We start from the raw sequence: 19,106 nt of genomic DNA, 5'->3' as shown, positions 1-19,106 counted from the left end.
GGCGCGCTACTCGCCGTGCACGACTTCCTGCATGGCGCGCTGCGCGGCATTGACCTTCTCGCTGTCGGCAGTCAACTGATCCAGCAGCGCGCCCAGTTCCTTCTTGGTCGCCGGATCGGCCACCCGCAAGGTGGTCCCGTCCACGTCGATCAGATTGCGATGCGTCTGCACGTAATCCGAAACTTTCAGTGAACTGCCGAACATCTTGTCGATCGCCGGGAAAACGGCGCGATAGGCCTCGGCCGGCACCGTCACAAGCTTGGCATACGCGGCATCAAACACCGGCTTGACGTCTTCCGGGTGCTTGAGCTTTTCATGTACCGCATCGGCCTTGCGTTGCTCGGCATCCAGCGCGGCGCTCAGCTTGGCCATCTGCGCCTTGGCGTCGGCAATCTGCTTGCGTTGTTCAACGATCTCGCCCACGGTCCGCAGCGCCGAAATCTTGGCCAGCTCATTGTTCGGGCGGGTCACGTTAGCGTTCATCCCGGCATGAAATTGCGTGATGATCGCGTAGTCATTGGCGTACGGCCCGAACTTCGCCTTTTCTTCCGGCGTCAGTTCGGGCACACGGGTGCCGGTCACGTCGAGTACGCGCGTCTGCAAGAAAGCGATGAAGGCCTGCCGCTGCGAGGGCTCCTTCCCGCCACATGCGGCCATCACCAGCAGAACGATCGCCGAGGCCAATGCCGCGCGCACCCATACCTGGAACAATGCCGTGTCTTCCTTTGTTCAAAACTTGCACTTGGGGGCACAGACTACTTGCTATCCATGATTCAAGGATTGCGAAGTCTGTGCCATCCGGCAAATTCAGTAAGCACCCGTGGCAGACCGGGCGACGAAGGCAGGCGCGGCGGTCTGGCTACAGCGCGACGGTCGCGCGGCGTTCGGACTCCAGATATTCGCGGGACTGCATTTCCAGCAGGCGCGACACCGTGCGATGGAACTCGTTGGCCAAGGCCCCTTCGGTATAGAGCGCCTCGGGCTCGCACGCTGCCGAAATGATCAGCTTGACCTTATGGTCGTACAGCACGTCGATCAGCCAGGTGAACCGGCGCGCTTCCGATGACTGGCGCGGCCCCATCTGCGGCACGCCCGACAAAATCACCGTATGGAACTGGCTGGCCAGTTCCAGATAATCGTTCTGCGATCGGGGTCCGCCGCACAAGGTAGCAAAGTCAAACCACACCACGCCACCCGCGCGCATCTTGGCGTGGACTTCGCGGTGTTCGATCCGCAGCACCGGCGTGTCCAGCGACGTTTCGGCAATGTCCGAAAACGCCTTCTGCAACGCCGCATCAGCCGCAGCATCAAGGGGCGTGTGATACAGGCTGACCTGTTCAAGAATGCGGCGGCGATAGTCCGTGCCTGAATCCACATTCAACACGTCCATCTTTTCCTGGATCAGCTTGATCGCCGGAAAGATGCGGTCGCGGTGCAGGCCGTCGGGGTACAGGGTGCTGGGTTCGTAGTTCGACGTCATGACGAACGACGTGCCGTTGGCAAACAGCCCGACCAGCAACCGATACAGGATCATCGCGTCCGCCACGTCCGAGACATGGAATTCGTCAAAACAGATCAGGCGATAGCGCCGCGAAATGCGCTTGGCCACTTCGTCCAGCGGATCGGACATGCCCTTCACGTCATCCAGCTGGCGATGCACGCTGCGCATGAATTCGTGGAAGTGCACGCGCGTCTTGCGCTTGACGGGCACCGTGGCATAGAAGGCATCCATCAGGAAGCTCTTGCCGCGCCCCACGCCACCCCACATATACACGCCGCGAGGAACGCCCGGACGTTTCAGCAACCGCTTCAGCGCCGTGGACCGCAACGCCTTGAAGCTGACCCATTCATCGAAATAGCGTTGCAGCCGGTCGATCGCCTTGCGCTGGGCAGGATCTTCGGCAAATCCGCGCTCGGCCAGCGCGTGTTCATAATATTCGCGGACATTCATTGGCTGATTGTACCCCCTAGGCGCTGCGCGCCTCCCCCAGGGGCGCCACCAGCGGACCGGCAAAGCCGGATCCGCGGTGTCCTGGATGGGCCGTGGCAACAAGTCGAATGGCTAGTGCGCTTTGCTGTGCCGATGTTCGAATAGCCACTCCATCCGGAATACCGCAGATCTGGCGTTGCCGCTCAGCGCAGAGTCCGCTTAAGCGTAGGCCCCCAAAAAGAGACGCCCCCATCGCGGGCACAGCGGATCTGGCTTTGCCAGTCCGCCAGTGCCGGCCCTGGGGGAGGCGCGCAGCGCCCAGGGGGGGATAAACCTACCGCCCCTGGGGGAGGCGCGCAGCGCCTAGGGGGGGTCACCGCCTATAAACCTCTTCCTCGCCGTGGGCGTGCAGCAGGCCCAGGAGCATTTTCCGCATCAGCAGGCCGGGCTTGTCGGATTCCATGTGCTGTTCGACGCGGCGGCTGGTGTCGACGCAGGCGTCGTAGTCAGTCGCTTCAAGAATGTCGCGGTCTTCGTCGACGATGGCCTGGTCCCACGCGATCAGTTCTTCGGTGGAGCAGTCCGCCTCGGAATCGTTGCGGTACAGCCATTGCACCAGCACCATCGTGCCGTCATCGATCGGCGTGGCGCAGTTGTAGATGATGTGATGGCGGCCGGTCTGGGCGTAGATGCAGCCGAAGCGGCGCACCGACGGCATGTGCCATTGGTTGTACAGATGGCGTTCCGTGAAGGGCTCGCTGCTGCCTGTCACGCGGAACCCGTTTTCCGGATTGCGGATCGGCACGATCGTATGGGCCTCGAAGCCCCACTCCGATTCCTTGATCTCGAACACCTGCGGCTTGGGTTGTTCGTAGATACCGAAGTTGGCGCGGTGCACGTAACTGAAGTGAGCCGCGTCAAAGGAATTTTCCATGAAACGCAGCGGGCTGGACTTCCACTTTTCATAGAACTGAAAGATGCGGCGGTAGGCCGGGTCGGCGTCTTCCGGAAAGTCGGGAATGGGTTGCAGCGGGTCGTCCAGCGCGACCCACACGTAGCCGTATTTCCCCTGGCAGCGAAACGACTTTACCTGGCAGCTCTTGGGGATCGGACGGTCGGCAGCTTGTGGAATGCGCACACAGGCGCCGGCATCGTTGAAGGTCCAGCCGTGGTAACCGCAGACGATATTTCCTTCTTCGACAAATCCCTTGGACAGCTTGGCAGTGCGATGGCAGCAGCGATCTTCGAGCGCGACAGGTTCGCCCTCGGCGTTCTTCCACAAGACCAGGGGCTGGCCAAGCAAGGTGAAGGGCTTGGGACCGTCATCGAGATCAGTCAGGGGCACAAGGGCGTACCAAAAGCGGCGCAAAACGGGTTGCTGGGTAACGAGCATGGGATTCCATCCAAATGAAAGCTGAGAGCTCAAAGCTGATCAACGCATCGCTGGCCGGACGTATCCGGTACGCGAGCGCTCCCCGCCGGTGGCTGGATGGAAAGCGGATGCAAGGGGAATCGGGAAGACGGTCTGCTGACCGGAAGACATCACGAAGCCCTGTTGCACACGATCGCTGTCGCACACAACCGCCATGGCGGCGCACGGCGCGTGCTGGAGTTCCAACCTGGGCCGTGAGAGCAATGTCCCGTACAAGCCGGGTGCGGGGCGATGCCCGCGGTGGCTCGTGCTAACTGCTTCTACTCTGATGGCAAACTAAGCAAACGATATGCCAGCGTGTGCTGCCACTGGGGAACGGCCAAAGTCAGGGCAGGCAAGGGGTTTCGTTCAGTGAACGCCGCACCGGATCGGGGCCGAAGGGCACCAGATCCGTGCGCGGCGGATCAGTTTGCGGACTGAAGCTGCGTCAGCACGACCTGGCCGTTGTCGCTCATTGCCGTGAAACGTACCTTGTCGCCGACCTTGACGTTATCCAGCGCCACGCCGTCCAGGACACGGAACACCATCGTCATGCCAGGCATGTCGAGGTTGCGGATTTCGGCATGGCGCAGCGTGAGCTTGCGGGTATCCGCGTCGATGCGGCGCACCTCGCCTTCGACCCAGCTGGGGGTTTCGGCCGGCACGTGGTTCATCGCCAGCTGTTCGGGCGACATGCGCGGTTGCTGGGCAAAGGTCGATGCAGCGGCGGTGGCAAGCACGGCGCCGAGCAGGCATTGCACGAGACGTCGTTGTTGAAACATGATGGTCTTCATCCTTCGATAGCCAAAAGAAATAAACAGGGGTTCAGAAATAATCAGTCCACGGCGTACCTGTTCGGAACGCCGCCGAAATCGTCAGGGGCTAGAGCGCCGTCCAGCGCTCCAGGTTCAATGCCGGTGCGCAGCCCCGGCCGGGCGCGCGGGGGGCGTGCTGTTCTTGCGGGCATCGCCCGCTCCGCCCGCTACCGCGACCTGCCCGACCATGCCGGCTTCGAAATGCCCGGGTTGAAGGCACGCGAAGTCTACCGTTCCCGCTTCGGTAAATTTCCACACAATCTCACCGATTTGTCCCGGCGCAACACTCACCATGGAGGGATCCTCGTGCTCCATGCCAGGAAAGCGCTTCATTTGCTCGTAGTGCGCCTTCAGCTCGGCCTGGGTGCCCAGCACCAGCTCATGTTTGATCTGCCCGGCGTTCCTGACCCGCAACCGCAGCGTCTCTCCTTGCCTGACGTCCAGTCGCGCCGGGTGGAAACGCATCGCGTCAGTCATATCGACGTCAACAGTGCGGGATGCCTGTGCCGCGACGCCGGGCTGCCCGATGAGCGACTCCGCATGGCCGCCCCCATGCTCGCCAGCGGCCCACGCCGTCGACATCGGAGTCGTTGTAAAGATCCACATAGCCAACGCCAGCTTGATGGCGGTAGGTGTGCAGCCACGAACGGAAAAGTGCGTCATGATCGGTTTTCCTTGGTCAGTGGCCATGATGGCCTTGAGGTTTGCGGATCTGGATATCGATGCTCGCAGCGCCGCCAGCACCGCCAGTGATTGCCGCCCCGGCCGGCGGCGCCGCGGCCCGCGCACGGGTCGGCTCGGGCACGACGCCCGTGTATTCATAGGCGACCGTGCCTGCCGGGTGCTTGAACCAGCCTGGATCCCGATAGTCATTGCGCGGCTGGTCCTTCCGGACCTTCAGTACGCTGAACATGCCGCCCATTTCCAGCGATCCGAACGGCCCGACACCCGACATCATCGGCAGGGTGTTATCGGGCAGCGGCATTTCCATCTCGGCCATGTCGGCCATGCCGCGTTCGCCCATCACCATGTAGTCGGGAATCAAGCCGGTAATCTGCCGCGCCACATCCCGATGATCAACACCGATCATCGTAGGCACGTCATGCCCCATGGCGTTCATGGTGTGATGGCTCTTGTGGCAATGCAGCGCCCAATCACCCTCCTCGTCCGCCACAAATTCCATCTGCCGCATCTGGCCCACAGCAATATCGATGCTGACTTCGGGCCAGCGCCCCGCCCGCGGCGTCGGCCCGCCATCCGTGCCCGTCACCACGAACTCGTGGCCGTGCACGTGGATGGGGTGATTGGTCATGGTCAGGTTCCCCACGCGTAGGCGCACCTTGTCGTTCTGCCGCACGTTCAACGAATCGATGCCCGGGAACACGCGGCTGTTCCAGGTCCACAGATTGAAGTCCAGCATCGTCATGATCTTTGGGGTGTAGGACCCTGGATCGATGTCGTAGGCATTAAGCAGGAAGACGAAGTCGCGATCCACCTCGTCGATCAACGGATGCGGCGCTTTGGGATGTGTGATCCAGGTCCCCATCATGCCCATCGCCATCTGCACCATTTCGTCGGCATGCGGGTGATACATGAAGGTGCCGGGCCGGCGGGCGACGAACTCGTACACAAAGGTCTTGCCCGACGGAATGCTGGGCTGCGTCAGCCCCGACACGCCATCCATGCCGTTCGGCAGACGCTGCCCATGCCAATGCACGCTGGTGTGTTCCGGCAGGCGATTGGTCACGAACATGCGCACCCGATCGCCTTCCACCACCTCGATCGTCGGCCCCGGCGACTGCCCGTTGTAGCCCCACAGGTGCGCCTTCATGCCGGGCGCCATCTCGCGCACCACGGGTTCGGCCACCAGATGGAATTCCTTGACGCCGTCATTCATGCGCCAAGGCAGGCTCCAGCCATTCAGCGTCACCACCGGACGGTAAGGCCGGCCGGTGTCTGGCACCAAAGGCGCGGCGGTCGCGGCGGACGTCTGCGTGACCAGCTCGGGCAGGCCCGCAAGCGCCACCTGGTTCACGCCACCCGCCGCGACCGCGCCGCCCGCCAGACCGGCGGATTTCAAAAAAGCTCTGCGAGAGGTCATGACGCCGCCCTCCTGGATACTCCACCGCCAGCCAGGCCGGCGGATCTGAAAAAAGTTCTGCTGGCAGTCATGATTCCGCCCTCCTTGATAGGTTGACGGAGACCGGTGCTTTCGTTGTGCAATCAATGTCCGGCATCGCCGCCTCCTTGTGCCGCCAACATGGGGCCGCCTGCCGATCCCGCCACGCCTGCCGGCAACGCCGGGTTCGCCGCCACCGGCACGCCCACAATGGCGGCCTGCAACGCCGCATCGGCCAGCCAATAGTTGCGTTCCGCATCGATCGCGGCGATCACGCTGTTGACCTGCGCGCGCATGTCCGCCAGCAGTTCGAACACGCTGATGAACATGCCGTTGTACCGAAGCACGTTTTCTTCGGCGATGAGCTTGCGCAGCGGCACGACCTCGTCGCGATAGTGGCGCGACACGTCGTACGCCGTCCGGTACGCGCCATACGACTCGCGCAACTGGCTGCCCGCCGCGCGCAGCGTAGCTTCGAGCTGATGCGTCAGCGCCAGCGTCTGCGCGCCGATTGCGTCGCGGCGCAAGCTGCCATCGTCGAACAGGGGCAAGCGAACGCTCACCTCGTAGCCATTGCGGCGGGTCGATCCACCCTCCGCGCGGTCGAACATCGTGTCGTGCCGGACGCCCAGCTCGATGTCGGTCAGGCTGGTGATGCGTGTCAGCCCCTGCGCCCTGGCCGCCGCTTCGTACGACGCCTGCGCCAGTCGCACGTCCAGCCGCGCGGCACTGGCGGTGCGGGCGGCCCGATCGGGCGGCATCGGCGCCTTGGGCAGATCCGGCAGGCGCGGCGGCAGCCGCAGCCGCTCCGCCTGCGCCTCGGTCAGGCCCAGCAAGCGTTCCAGCTGCGCGCGGGTGGCCGTGACGGCCTGGCGCGCAGACGCCCACTGCGTGGCCGCGTCGGCATAAAACGCCTGCTGACGCGCCCGCTCCAGCCGGCTGAAATTGCCCGCCGCCTGCATGCGCCGCCCCAATTCGGCGCTGGCCTGCGCCGCATCATTGACCTGCCTGGCATAGGCCACGGACTGCTCCGCCGCCACCGCGCGGACCCAGGCCTGCCGCACCTGCGTCACATGCGCCACCACATCCCGCGTCAGACGGATATTGGCTTGCGCCGTCCGCCGCTGCGCAATCCCGTAGCGCTGCGGCAAGGTGATCAGGTCCAGCAGACCGAAGGCCAGCAGCCGGCCGAACTCCAGTTCGTCCACCGTGCGCATGCGCTCGAAGTCGAACACCGGATTTGGCAGCCGGCCAATCTGCGCCCCATTGGCCGCGTCGGCCCACGACTGGGCCAGCAAGGCCTGCAACTGCGGACTGTTCTGCAATGCCAGTCGGACTGCGGCGTTCTGGTCCAGCGGCTGGGCCAGCAAGGCGTCGGCCGCGGCTTCGCGGTCGCGCTGCTGTTCGGGTGTGCGGGCCAACTGCAGCGCGCCTTGCGTGAAGTCGGCCGCGTCGTCATTGCTGGTGGCGACCGCCCGGTCGATGTCGACGGACGCGCAGCCGGCCATGGCAAATGCCAGGCCAATGGCCAACGCAGTACGTGGGAAGGTGCGCGGTAAGGTGGGTGCGGGCTTGCGGGATCCCTGCACTGCGGTCATGGAAGACTCCCAGCCTGGGGAGCCGTGTGTCCGGCATGCCCTGCATGGGGGGAATCGCCGGCATGGCTCCCGGCTTGGTGGCTACTGTGGCCAGAGTCAGGGAGCGTTGCGGGCGCATTGCCTTGAAGATGGGCTGGCGCTAAACCGCCGTTATTAGCCGGCGCACGCGCCGCCTTGGCATAGGCCCGCCAACCGCCGATATCGGCTGCATCGCGGTTGGCCGCCGGCCAGGCACCGACGGGCTGGTCGGCAAAACCGCGATACCCATCGAATGCTGACTCGTAGGCAGGCGCGGGCGCCTGGGCCCACGACGAGCCCGCGGCCGCCATGGCAAGCGTCATCGTCCACCTGTGCGTGGATGATCGAATGAAATGAAACATGAAGTCCTCACGGAACGTCGTGGGAACCCGTCATCAGTCAGACGGGAACGAACGCAACGAACGCGGGATGACTCGACCAACGCCAAGGCGCGATGCGCCAACGGCCTTCAGAAAGGAGTCAATCCGCTACGCGAGGAAAGATTGGGGAGGTCGCTCGGGATGCGCCAGGTCGGCTGACGTAGGCGCAACAAGCAGCGCGGGGACGACACGCGCTGACTGGAAGGTGGACGAGACGGGAACAACGCAGGTCAACGCCGCGCCCGGGCTGCAAGGCGTGCAACTCATGCAACTCGTGCCGTGGGAAGCGTGGCTTGCGCCCGGACCGCCGTCATGGGCAAGGCCTTGGGAAGCGTCATGCCCACCACCCAGCGAAGCATCGTGCCCGCCAACGTGCGATGCAACATGAGCGCCGTGGTGTGACGCGTCATGAGCGCCGTAGTGCGAAGCTTCATGCTCGCCAACGCGTGACGCGCCATGCTGCATCCCACCACCGTGCAAGCCGGTGACCTGCACAGCGCCATGCTGCACGTCCGCCAGCGCCCCCGCCAACACCGCGTCGCACGACGCCATGCGCGCAGCGGCATACCCTTGCATCGGCAAGGTCAGCAGCAGCGACAGGGTGAGCAAAAAGCGCCAGAGTTGGACACGCATCATCCGGCCAGTTTACCGCAACCCATCTTTCCAGCGGCACCGGGAAATGCCGTAAGCCCAACTGCCGTCCGTCCCCGCCCTGCCCTGACACGGCACATCAGAACAACAACGGCGACACCGGCGCCACCAGATCGTCCGACGCCTGAAGCCAATCCGACGCCGGGGCCGGACGATGAAACAGGTACCCCTGACAAACGATCTCTGGCACCCGTTCACGAAGAAACTGCGCCTGCTCGACCGTCTCCACGCCCTCGGCCACCACACGCAGCCCGTAGCTGTGCGCGACCCGCAAAATGCTTTCCAGCAGGGACGCGCTGGCGGCGTCGACCGGCGCATCCTGCACAAAGTAGCGATCGATCTTGATCTCGTGGATCGGCATGCGCTTCAGGTAAGACAGGGACGAAAACCCCGTACCAAAATCGTCCAGCGCGAATTCGATGCCAAGGGCAGACAGTCGATGAATCTTCGCCAGCACGTCATCGGGGTCCGCCACCAGCACGTTCTCGTTCAATTCCAGCGTCAGCAGTCCGGGATCGGCGCCGGTCCGATCCAGCAGATCAATGATCGTCTCGGCAAAGTCGCTTTGCTGAAAATGCCGTGCACTGACATTGACGGACAGCCGCATGCGCCGCCCTTCGGCCTTGAGCCGCAACTGCAGCAGACATGATTGGGCAAGCACCCAGCGATCCAGCACCAGGATCAGGTCGGACGCCTCCGCCACCGGCAGAAACGCGGCAGGCGATAGCAGCCCTTTCTGCGGATGGTCCCAGCGCACCAGCACCTCGGCGCCTGCCACATCGCCCTGAGGACCCACCTGCAATTGCAGGTACAGCTGAAGTTCGCCTGCCTGGATGCCTCGGCGCAGCTCATCTTCCAGGCGCGATCGGTGCACGGCGGTTTCAGCCATCGCCGGCTCGAACATGGCCAACCGGCCATCGCCCGCCAGACGTGCGCGGCGCAATGCGGTACTCGCGCGGCCCAGCGCCGCTTCCGCGGTATCGTGCGGCCCGCCCGGAAAGCGGGTCGCGCCCATGCTGACGGTCAAGTTCAGCCCAAGCGGGTTGCCATCCAGCGCGATGGGCCGCTGGACTTCAATCAGGAACGCCGCGGCCATGGACCGCGCTTCGCGATCGCCGCGCAACGGATCGGCATCCACATCGGCCAGCAGCACGGCGAACTCGTCGGCCGCGATCCTCGCCACGGCGCCGTTGTCACCGGCCAAGCGGCGCAGGCGTGTGGCCACCGCGCGAAGCAACCGATCGCCCATGTCGATACCGTACAGCTCGTTAAAGTTGGTGAATCGATCGATATCCAGCAGCAGCAACACACGTGGCCGCGACGTGTCACCACTGCTGGCCGCGTGTTCCGCATAGAGCCGCTCCAGCAGCCATTGACGATTCGGCAGGCCCGTCAGCGGATCGAAACGGCTCAGCCGGCGCATTTCTTCCGTGGCGCGCCGCAGTTCAGTCACATCCTGCTTGTATTCCACATAGTGCGTGGCGTCGCCACTCAGGCTGCGCAGCGGCACGACCATGACGGACTCCACTACAAGTTCCCCGCCACGCCGTTGGTTGACGACCTCATCCTTCCAGCGTTCACCGCGGGCAAGCGCCACTTCCATCGACGTGCGCTGCGCCATGGTCAACCCATTGTTGGAACGCACCGCCGACAGGTGTCCGACGGCTTCATCCCGCCGCCAACCGGCGCGCATCAGGTAGGCATCGTTGACGTACTCGATGCGGCCAAGCCGGTCCGTGATCACGATGCTGTCAGGATGTTTTTCGACGGCCCGCCGCAAGGTCTGCAGCTCGTCGTCGCGCGCCTGCAATTCTTCCAGCCGATGCTGCAGCCCTTCCACCTCGCGGCGGTAGGCAAGTCGCCCCCGCAGCACGGCCCACGCCACCAGCGCCGTCAGGGTCGCACCGTACGGAACGGTCAGGCGCGCAGCGTCGGGCATGGGATCGGCCAACGTCCCGGTGGCATGCAGGCCCGCAAGCAGGAACACGACGACGGCAGACGCCCACCCGACGGTTCTGGCCGCGGAAGCGCCCATCAGCCAGCCCGACAGCGCCATCACCAGCGGATAGAGCAACAGCGCGTTCGACGCCAGCCCGCCGGTCAGCGGAATGCGCATGCTGCATGCGCCCCACACGCTCCATACCAGCAAGGTGCCCGCCACACGCTCGTGGCCGGCGCGTGTGCAGTACAGCGCCCCCACCGCCATGCCGGCGACGACCAGGTCAGGCGCAATCAACAGGTTGGAGACGCCCGCCTCGAAAACCAGCATGGCCACCAACAGACTGCAGGCCATCAGCGCCAGGCTGCTTCCATAGAGCGCACGCCGCAAGGCATTCGCTTGGACCTGGAAAGGCGCGGCCAGGCCGCCAAAGGAATCGTTTAGAAGCACGTTCGGTCTCGGGGTGCACGCGCGACCACCAGAGCTGGCAGGAGCAGGTCGGAACGGGAAGCGTCCGATTCAGCCAGTACCAGGGGTGAGCTTGCCGGCCGCACAACAATCGATGCGGCACGCGAAGCACGAGGCGCGTACCGCGAGTATTCGACCTGGCCGTTGCTGTGGGAATCGTAATTCGTCCAAACCGCTACCAGGCTGCACGCTGCCCATCGACGCATCGGACAACGCTGTCTTTTGGATTTTTTACGATGTTCCGAAAGTGCGGCCGGCGAGAAGATCTCTCCATCGATGCAGACGACAAAACGACGACGCGGCACCACGAAGCCTGGCGACGACGCGGCAGTCCCTGTACCGAAGCTTCCCCCTTACCTACTCACTCGGTGCCCACCATGAAAAACCTGACCCTCATCGCTTCCCTCATCGCTGCTTCGGCCCTGCCCTTCGCCGCTTCGGCACAAACCGCCAACACCATCAACTTCAAGGGCGAGATCATTGCGTCGGCATGCTCGGCATCCAGCGCAACGGTCGCAGGTGGAACGTCGGCCGCGGCCAGCAACGCCAGCGGCATTGAAGTGAACCTGGGCAAGGTCTCGGTCAATGAAATCGGCACGTCAGGCGCAGCGTTCAGCGCGTCGTCCAGCCTGACCGATGGCGCCGGCGCCAATGTGGCCATCGAATTCAACTGCCCCAGCGCGCCAGCGGGTGGGTCTTCGCCAACGAAGTTCACCGTGTCGTTCAACCCACGGCCTGGCGACATCGCCAACGCGTCCGTGGGAACCCTTGCAGTCACCGGCGGCGCGACGGGCGTGGCCATCGCACTGGTCCAGGACAACAAGGTCATCAACATCCAGAACAGCTCGCCTGCGGTTGCGGGCACCATCAACGGCACCAAGGGCGTGCTGAACCTTCGCGCCATGTACGTGCGTAACGGCGCCGCAGCGCCTACGCCAGGGATGGCCAACGCATCGCTGCCGTTCACGCTGCGCTACGAATAAGCGCTTCCAGCTTGAGTGAGCATTTGGCGGGACCCTTGGCGGTCCCGTCAATGCGTTGTAGTCCGCATGTCGCTGCCCCTGGGCGCGCCGTCATTTCATCAAGTTCCCCTTCACTTTTTTCTGGAGACCTCACGTGTCTTGCAAACGGTTTGTGACGACTGCTCTTCGTGCACTGGCTTTCAGCGCCGTTGTCCTGCCGCTCGCACCTGGCGCGCAGGCTGCCATCGTGCTCCAGGCGACGCGGGTCATTTTCGACGCGTCCAACAAGGAAGCGACGATGGTCGTTCGCAACGACGGCCAGGAAGAAGCCCTGATCCAGTCCTGGATGGCGTCCGCCAACGAAGACGAAGATCCCCCTTTCGCTCTGGTGCCGCCGCTTGCCCGCATTCCGCAGCAAAGCGCCCAGGTGCTGCGCATCCTGTTCGAGGGCAGCGGCTTGCCCGAAGACCGCGAATCGGTCGCGTGGCTGCATGTTCAGGACATCCCCCGCAACCCGGGTGGCGACAACGTGCTGCAGCTGGCCATCCGCCACGCCGTCAAGGTCTTCTACCGGCCCAAGGGACTGAAAGGAAATGTCGCGGACGCGCCGCGCGAACTGGCGTGGCGGCTGGTCAAGGACGCACAAGGCGCGGCGATCGAGGTCAGCAATCCAAGTTCGTATCACGTGTCTATGGTCGCGATCCGGCTCGGCGAAGGCGATTCCGGCCCTGCCTTGGCGGACGGACAGATGGTCGCCCCCCAGGCGTCGCACCGTTTTCCGATTGATGCCGTGCTGGCGGATGGTGCGGTGAATCTGCGCTTCGTCAGCATCAACGACTATGGCGGCGACGACCTGTTCCAGGTAAACCTGCGCGCCAATGCCGTCGCGCACGCAACGCCTGCCGCGCCTGTCGCCCCCAAGGCTCCATGACATGATCCGCTACGCCACTGCACCGCAGTCAGCACGGCGCGCCGCGCTCGCAGCCTGCGCCATGGCTGCCAGCACAACCCTGGCGCAAACGCCTCCGGTCACTATCGAGCCGACGCCCCCTGCCACCGCCGGCAGTGCGCCGGCCGGCTTCAATACGCAATTTCTGATGGGAAAGATTCCGGCAGCCGATCTTGCCGACTTCCTGAAAGGCGAAGGCGTCCTGCCCCGCAATTACTGGCTCGACGTCGCGGTAAACCGCAATCCGGCGGGCCGGCACAACGTCCGCTTCGTTCGCAGCGACACGCTGGGCAAGCTCGTGCCTTGCCTGACCATGACCGCACTGGACGACTTTGGCGTGGATGTCGGCCAGCTGCGCACTCGCGGGGTCGAACAAGGCCTTGAAGCGACCGCGCCCTGCGTGGACCTGCCCCGCCTGGTTCCCGAATACACCTTTGACTATCAACCCAACCGGCTGCGCCTGTTGATCAGCATTCCTCAAGCGTTGATGCGCCCTGCCACCCGCCGCCGTATCGATCCGTCCACCTGGAATGCCGGGGCCACGGTTGCATTCACCAACTACAGCGCCAACACCCGGCGTGACTGGCGCGACGGCAGTACGCCCACCAACAGTTCCTACCTGGGCCTGCGCAACGGCTTGAACGTTGGCGGCTGGCGGCTGCGCAACGATTCGAACGTGATCAGCAATAGCTACGGCGGCACGCGCTTTACCAGCAATCGCACCTTTCTCCAACGCGACATCGATGCGGTCAATGGACAGTTGACCCTGGGCCAGCTCTACACCGACGGCCAGGTTTTCGATGGCGTGCGCATCCGCGGCGTGTCGCTGAACTTTGATGAATCGATGCTGCCTGCCAACGAACGCGGCTACACCCCCGTCGTGCGCGGCATTGCGGACACCAATGCCACGGTCGAGATCCGTCAGAACGGCTATCTGCTGAGCAGCACGCCTGTGTCGCCCGGCCCCTTCGTGATCGACGACCTTTACCCTTCCGGATCGAACGGTGAACTCGAGATCACGATCATCGAGGCCGACGGACGCCGCCGCATCACCCGGCAACCTTTTGGCGCTCTGCCGATGATGGTGCGCGCGGGCGCGCTTCGGTACAACGCTGCAATGGGGTACTACGACAGCACCTATGGTGAGCTGCCCGAACCCGCCGTTTTTACCGGCACGGCTGCCTGGGGCGCCCGCGAAAACCTGACGACCTTCGGCGGGTTGCAGGCCAGCCGCGGCTTTCAGGGCCTCAACCTGGGCGGCGCCATCAACACCTTCTGGGGTGCGCTGTCTGCCGACCTGACCCACTCGCGCAGCACGACGCGAGGCGCGAGCCTGAGCGGCCAGAGTCTTCGGCTGCTCTACAACAAGACCTTTACCCGCACCAGCACAAACTTCACGCTGGCGGGCTACCGGTATTCGTCAGAAGGGTATCGCACCCTGCAGAACCATATCGACGACCAGGGCCAACTCAGCTCGGCCTATCCGACGTCCTACGCCGCGACCCGCATGCGTACCAGTTTCAACATCAGCGTCTACCAAAGTCTGGGCGAACGGTATGGCAGCGTCTACGTCAGCGCGAACGACCAGACCTACTGGAACGCCGAAGGCAACCGCCGGACCCTGCAGACCGGCTACGGCAACACCTACGGCCGCATCTCGTACAACCTGTCGGTATCGCACACCAGCGACATGTCGACATCCAGCTACAACAGCATGGCCTACCGCACCGGGTCGGACACGCGGGCCATGTTGACGGTTTCCGCGCCGTTGGGATCGGGACGCCTTGCGCCCACGGCCACCAGTACATTCAGCGGCGGCAACAACGAGACCAGTTCCATAGGCATCGGACTGAACGGCGTGTTACCGGGCGATCGCGAACTGTATTACTCGGTCTATGCCAACAAGTACGACACCGTGTCGACGTCCGCCAGTCTGTCCGGGCGTTTGCCCTCGACCTCGTTCAGCGTTTCCGCCAGCCAGGGCAAGGGCTACGAAAGCGCCAACCTGACGGCCAATGGCGTGGCGGTATTGCATGGTGGCGGTGTCAACTTTGGCCAATCCGTCGGCGAGACTTTCGGCCTGGTCCATATTGCCGACACCCGCGGCGTCGGCCTGCAAGGCGGCGGGCGAACGGGGTCCAACGGCTATGGCATCGTGACCTATCTGTCGCCCTATGCACGCAACCAGGTCAGCGTCGATACACGCAAGACCGACAGCGACATCGAAATCGAGCAGACCACCCTGCATGTCGTTCCGCGTCGCGGCGCCGTGCCCTTGATCGCCTTCAAGGGCGCAACCGGACGGCGCATCCAGTTTGAAATCGTCGCGTCCAATGGACTCCCGTTGCCGCTGGCTGCCACTGTCGAAGATGCCGAGGGGCAACAACTGGGCGTGACCGATGTGAAAGGCCGTGCCATGGTGTTCCTGCAGCAGGAAAAAGGCACGCTGCGCGCGAAGTGGGGCCGCAATGAATGCGTCGGGGAATACGCATTGCCCAGGCGGGATGCGGCAAAGGCGTATCAGCGCGTGAAGATCGTTTGCCTGTTGCAAGGTGGAACGCGTCAACAGGCCACACGATGACGGGATCAGCCCATTTCGACCCACCTGGGGAACCCACCGTGCGGACACGCGAAATGGTGTTACTGCGTCGGACAGGATTCCCCTGGCGAGTATGGGTTGCGCTCGCCTTGATGTGCCTTGCCGCGCTTTTGCAGACAGCCCGCGCGGCCGACTGCAAGCGGGCGTACGTCGTCAACAACAAGACGGACACCTATGAGACCCATCCGTGGGACGTGAGCCCGTGGTTCGAGGTCAACGAGATGGTGCGAAGCAAGGTGCCCGATCCGGCAGCGTCGCAATGGTTGACGCCGGGGACGGATGTCATTGTCGACTACATCGCGGACCGCGTCGTGTGCTTTCAGACCGTCAACAAGACCACCCCGATATTCTTGAAGGTGGTTCCCACCCAGGCTTACCTTGATGCGTTGAAGGCTAACGGGCTCGACCTGAGAATAGACAGTACCCACGCTTCCGAGATCATGCTGTTACGTGACAGGGTCGCCGCCAACGTCGGCTTGTTACGTCCGATGAGAGATTTTTACGCGTCACAGGTCGACCGCCCCGTCGATTACGAACGGCCATGGAGACCCTTGGGAGCCGTCTACGAAAAATCGGTTCCGTGGGTAGAAATATTCATGACGTTTGTCGTGACGGATACGGTGACCAACAGAAGCAACGCTCAGCGTGCGCTCATGACACCTGACCCGACGCAACTCTCGATACAGATATTGGACCGGGACGACGAGGCCGGCGCCATGATTATCCAACCTCAACCCAGTACCGCCGTGGCCTTTCCCATTTGCGCGCCGCCGATCATCAGGATTGACCGAAGCGGTACCGACAGTGCAGACATTCACTTCGGAAAGGTTCCGCTGGACGCGCTCAAGCAGGAAAGCAACGCCGTGTTTGAAGAGTCGTTTTCCATTGAACTCAGGCACGCCGCACACTTGGCCGAGTGCAGTGTCGGAACTCGGCAACCCAAGATGCGATTCATCGCAGCAGGCCGGTTTCTGAACGGCCGGTTCGAAGGTGAGCTATCCAACGCGGCCTACCCAGGAAACGCAATGGTTGGAGTCGAGTTGAGGGAGGGCGCAGCGGTAGTCCGGGGTGCCAACCGCGGCGAGACGGACCCCGCAACGTTCCTCGTTTTCGACGGATCAAGATCCACACGGACCTTTACGGCCAGGCTCAGGCACACGGTCTGGTCCACCGATCGCATAGGCCCGTTCCTCATACCGGTCACGCTAGACGCTTTCTATCATTGAAGTCAGCCGCCATGACACAGACATCATCGAATCCATGCCATACACGCGTCAAATTCACATGTCTTGCGCTCACCCTGATCCTTTGCGGAACAGCAGGTCAAGCGATTGCCGCAGGCCCGGTAAAGTGCGTATTTATTAAAGAACGACAATTTCCTGAAGGCTTACGCTTCGATATTTCCCCCCCGACAACGCGAAGTTTCTCTCGTTCACGAAACCCTTCGCCCGTTGATCATCAATGGGTGACCCCTGGCTTCGAGTTGTCGCTGGACTCCCTTGAGGGGCGCGTCATGTGTTACGAGACTGCCGGGGTCAGCTCGAAGACGCAGATTGTATTGAAGATCATTCCAACCGCGGAATACCTGCAAGCGCTTAAAGAAGACGGCCTGGACGTCGCCATCTGGGGCGAAGGTCAGGTCACGGTCGACGAAATCGGGTTGCTGCGCGACCATGTTGCGCCAGGCATTGGGCGAACAGTCGCCCTTCCCGGTGTGCGGTCCGTCATGCACCCTCCCCCGAGCCACAGCATCTTCGCTCCAAGGGCCGAAAGTCTGGAGAAAGACTTTCCTGCGCTCAATCTGAAAATGCAGGTACGCGTCGTCGATATGGCCAAGGGCAATCCCCCCAAGCTGTCCGCCAGGCACCCGCCGCCGACAGGGCTTGTGTTCAAGATCATGGCTGCAGATCAAGAGAACGGCGCAGAAATACTGACCTCTCTGAACTACACCAAACTTCATGAATTCTCGACCTGCCCGCCGCCTACCATTAAGGTGGCCAATACGATGCAAGATCGAGCCATCATCGACTTCGGTGTCGTGGCGCTGAAAGAGTTGAAGTCCGGCATTGGCGCCCCGCACGCCAGACCTTTCTTGATCGAACTGGTTGAACCGCGACCTGCGCTCTTTTGCCATCTCGCAAGGTTGGGAAAACGCATTCCCAAATTACGTTTCACTTCTGAAGGGCACTATCGGAACGGCATGTTCGAAGGGCCTCAGGATGATGCGAGCCACCCTGGCAACAGCGCAGTGGCCATCCAGCTGAGCGACGGATCGTCGCCTGTCCGTGGAGGAAATCGGGGCGATGCCGATGCAAGCGCATTTCTGCCATTTCCAAAGGCCAACCTGAAAAGGACGTTTGTGGCGACGTTGAAATACAAGCCGGGCGCAGCGGTGGATCGCCCCGGCCCCTTCCTGATTCCGGTGACCCTTGAAGCTTTCTATCATTGATATTCCACCGGCCACGCAAGCTGCCCATCGCAACCCGTCTTCCAACGTCACCGTGCTGCTTGCCGACGCGAGCTGGTTCGGACGCATGCGCGGCGCGGCAGCATTGCGGCGCGCCGGTGCACACGTGGTGACCGCCACGCGACTCGCGCAAGCGCGGCATCATCTCGAGCTGGACCGGGTAGACATCGCACTGCTGGACCTTGACGGCCACGGCAACGGATCCAGCGACATTCTGAAGCTGCTTCAGTCAGACCGACCCGAGGTCTACACCGTGGCGCTAAGCGCTGCGGTAAATGACGTGGAACTGGAAGCATTATTCGCCAAGGGCTTCGATGATTTTCTTGCGAAGCCGCTGGACGTCGATCGGCTGCGCGTTCTGATTGATACGGCGATCGATGCACGCCGCGATGACGTGGGGCGACGCTTCGTGTCGCTCGGCAGCGACAGCGATTTTCATTCGCCCGATTTGCTACCGCAACTGCTTGCGCACCTGCGCGACGAAACCGACACGTTGTACACCCTGCTAAGCGCGTCCACCCTCACGCGGAGGCAACTCGGCCGCCGCATGCACCGTGTTCGCAGCGGCCTGCTGCTGGTCGGCTTGCGGGCGCTTGCGGACGAGTGCCTGGATCTGGAACGTGATTGCGAGCTTGCCCACGTTGAAGACACCGTCTTGCATCGCCGCGGATGGCGGATTGCTCGCCAGATGCGAGCGCTGAGTGCCGTACAGAAGCAGTCACACGCCTCGTCTATCGTTGAAAGTCCTTACGCACGATAAGCGTTCATAGCTGGCCTGCCCTGGGATAATTTCCCATTGC

Annotated in this window: 15 protein-coding genes; 6 read left to right on the top strand and 9 right to left on the bottom strand. The window is 63.0% G+C overall.

Annotated features, from left to right (window positions below; genetic code table 11):
* Positions 1 to 6 precede the first annotated feature (6 nt).
* From HD883_RS02000 to HD883_RS01960, 9 genes are all read right to left on the bottom strand, one after another.
* Positions 7 to 711 carry a DUF3053 family protein gene (locus HD883_RS02000; RefSeq protein ID WP_179588069.1) on the bottom strand — a complete coding sequence of 235 codons (705 nt, stop codon included), beginning with the start codon at positions 709 to 711 and terminating at the stop codon, positions 7 to 9.
* Between the two features lie 148 nt (positions 712 to 859).
* On the bottom strand, positions 860 to 1,951 hold the full coding sequence (gene zapE / locus HD883_RS01995; protein ID WP_179588070.1) for a cell division protein ZapE: 1,092 nt from the start codon (positions 1,949 to 1,951) through the stop codon (positions 860 to 862).
* 352 nt (positions 1,952 to 2,303) lie between these two features.
* A complete protein-coding gene (locus HD883_RS01990; protein ID WP_179588071.1) occupies positions 2,304 to 3,323 on the bottom strand; it encodes an aromatic ring-hydroxylating dioxygenase subunit alpha in 1,020 nt (339 codons plus the stop codon).
* A gap of 443 nt (positions 3,324 to 3,766) precedes the next feature.
* Positions 3,767 to 4,123, bottom strand: coding sequence for a copper-binding protein (locus HD883_RS01985; protein ID WP_257021952.1), 357 nt, complete (start codon positions 4,121 to 4,123; stop codon positions 3,767 to 3,769).
* Between the two features lie 126 nt (positions 4,124 to 4,249).
* Positions 4,250 to 4,762, bottom strand: coding sequence for a cupredoxin domain-containing protein (locus HD883_RS01980; protein WP_257022377.1), 513 nt, complete (start codon positions 4,760 to 4,762; stop codon positions 4,250 to 4,252).
* Between the two features lie 73 nt (positions 4,763 to 4,835).
* Positions 4,836 to 6,257, bottom strand: a complete 1,422-nt coding sequence (locus HD883_RS01975) for a multicopper oxidase family protein (RefSeq protein ID WP_179588073.1) — start codon at positions 6,255 to 6,257, stop codon at positions 4,836 to 4,838.
* Positions 6,258 to 6,379: 122 nt separating this feature from the next.
* A complete protein-coding gene (locus HD883_RS01970) occupies positions 6,380 to 7,873 on the bottom strand; it encodes a TolC family protein (protein ID WP_179588074.1) in 1,494 nt (497 codons plus the stop codon).
* A gap of 661 nt (positions 7,874 to 8,534) precedes the next feature.
* Positions 8,535 to 8,705 (bottom strand): hypothetical protein, encoded by a 171-nt coding sequence (locus HD883_RS01965; RefSeq protein ID WP_179588075.1) that lies wholly within the window; start codon positions 8,703 to 8,705, stop codon positions 8,535 to 8,537.
* A 296-nt stretch (positions 8,706 to 9,001) separates the two neighbouring features.
* Positions 9,002 to 11,311: a putative bifunctional diguanylate cyclase/phosphodiesterase gene (locus HD883_RS01960; protein ID WP_179588076.1), complete on the bottom strand. Its 2,310-nt coding sequence runs from the start codon at positions 11,309 to 11,311 to the stop codon at positions 9,002 to 9,004.
* 395 nt (positions 11,312 to 11,706) lie between these two features.
* On the opposite strand from HD883_RS01960, the gene HD883_RS01955 reads away from it, so the two are divergent.
* The 6 genes from HD883_RS01955 (at position 11,707) to HD883_RS01930 (ending at position 19,066) form a co-directional block, all read left to right on the top strand.
* Complete coding sequence (locus tag HD883_RS01955) at positions 11,707 to 12,312, top strand: fimbrial protein (protein WP_179588077.1); 606 nt, start codon at positions 11,707 to 11,709, stop codon at positions 12,310 to 12,312.
* A gap of 151 nt (positions 12,313 to 12,463) precedes the next feature.
* Positions 12,464 to 13,222 (top strand): fimbrial biogenesis chaperone, encoded by a 759-nt coding sequence (locus tag HD883_RS01950; RefSeq protein ID WP_179588078.1) that lies wholly within the window; start codon positions 12,464 to 12,466, stop codon positions 13,220 to 13,222.
* A gap of 61 nt (positions 13,223 to 13,283) precedes the next feature.
* Positions 13,284 to 15,821, top strand: a complete 2,538-nt coding sequence (locus HD883_RS01945; RefSeq protein ID WP_179588079.1) for a fimbria/pilus outer membrane usher protein — start codon at positions 13,284 to 13,286, stop codon at positions 15,819 to 15,821.
* A gap of 53 nt (positions 15,822 to 15,874) precedes the next feature.
* Positions 15,875 to 17,065, top strand: coding sequence for a hypothetical protein (locus HD883_RS01940; RefSeq protein ID WP_179588080.1), 1,191 nt, complete (start codon positions 15,875 to 15,877; stop codon positions 17,063 to 17,065).
* 11 nt (positions 17,066 to 17,076) lie between these two features.
* Positions 17,077 to 18,288, top strand: a complete 1,212-nt coding sequence (locus HD883_RS01935) for a hypothetical protein (RefSeq protein ID WP_179588081.1) — start codon at positions 17,077 to 17,079, stop codon at positions 18,286 to 18,288.
* Positions 18,269 to 19,066, top strand: a complete 798-nt coding sequence (locus HD883_RS01930; protein WP_179588082.1) for a response regulator — start codon at positions 18,269 to 18,271, stop codon at positions 19,064 to 19,066. Before HD883_RS01935 ends, HD883_RS01930 begins: the two co-directional genes overlap by 20 nt.
* Positions 19,067 to 19,106 lie beyond the last annotated feature (40 nt).

Origin of the sequence: Pigmentiphaga litoralis (assembly GCF_013408655.1) — a bacterium.
Lineage (GTDB): Bacteria > Pseudomonadota > Gammaproteobacteria > Burkholderiales > Burkholderiaceae_B > Pigmentiphaga > Pigmentiphaga litoralis_A.
Note: the sequence above shows the minus strand (reverse complement) of the source record. Positions and strands in the feature narration are given on the sequence as shown.

Coding starts and splice junctions, on each gene's coding strand:
- zapE (WP_179588070.1), bottom strand. CDS start 1,951: ATGAATGTCCGCGAATATTATGAACACGCGCTGGCCGAGCGCGGATTT.
- HD883_RS01990 (WP_179588071.1), bottom strand. CDS start 3,323: ATGCTCGTTACCCAGCAACCCGTTTTGCGCCGCTTTTGGTACGCCCTT.
- HD883_RS01985 (WP_257021952.1), bottom strand. CDS start 4,123: ATGTTTCAACAACGACGTCTCGTGCAATGCCTGCTCGGCGCCGTGCTT.
- HD883_RS01980 (WP_257022377.1), bottom strand. CDS start 4,762: ATGTGGATCTTTACAACGACTCCGATGTCGACGGCGTGGGCCGCTGGC.
- HD883_RS01975 (WP_179588073.1), bottom strand. CDS start 6,257: ATGACCTCTCGCAGAGCTTTTTTGAAATCCGCCGGTCTGGCGGGCGGC.
- HD883_RS01970 (WP_179588074.1), bottom strand. CDS start 7,873: ATGACCGCAGTGCAGGGATCCCGCAAGCCCGCACCCACCTTACCGCGC.
- HD883_RS01965 (WP_179588075.1), bottom strand. CDS start 8,705: ATGAAGCTTCGCACTACGGCGCTCATGACGCGTCACACCACGGCGCTC.
- HD883_RS01955 (WP_179588077.1), top strand. CDS start 11,707: ATGAAAAACCTGACCCTCATCGCTTCCCTCATCGCTGCTTCGGCCCTG.
- HD883_RS01945 (WP_179588079.1), top strand. CDS start 13,284: ATGGCTGCCAGCACAACCCTGGCGCAAACGCCTCCGGTCACTATCGAG.
- HD883_RS01940 (WP_179588080.1), top strand. CDS start 15,875: ATGGTGTTACTGCGTCGGACAGGATTCCCCTGGCGAGTATGGGTTGCG.
- HD883_RS01935 (WP_179588081.1), top strand. CDS start 17,077: ATGACACAGACATCATCGAATCCATGCCATACACGCGTCAAATTCACA.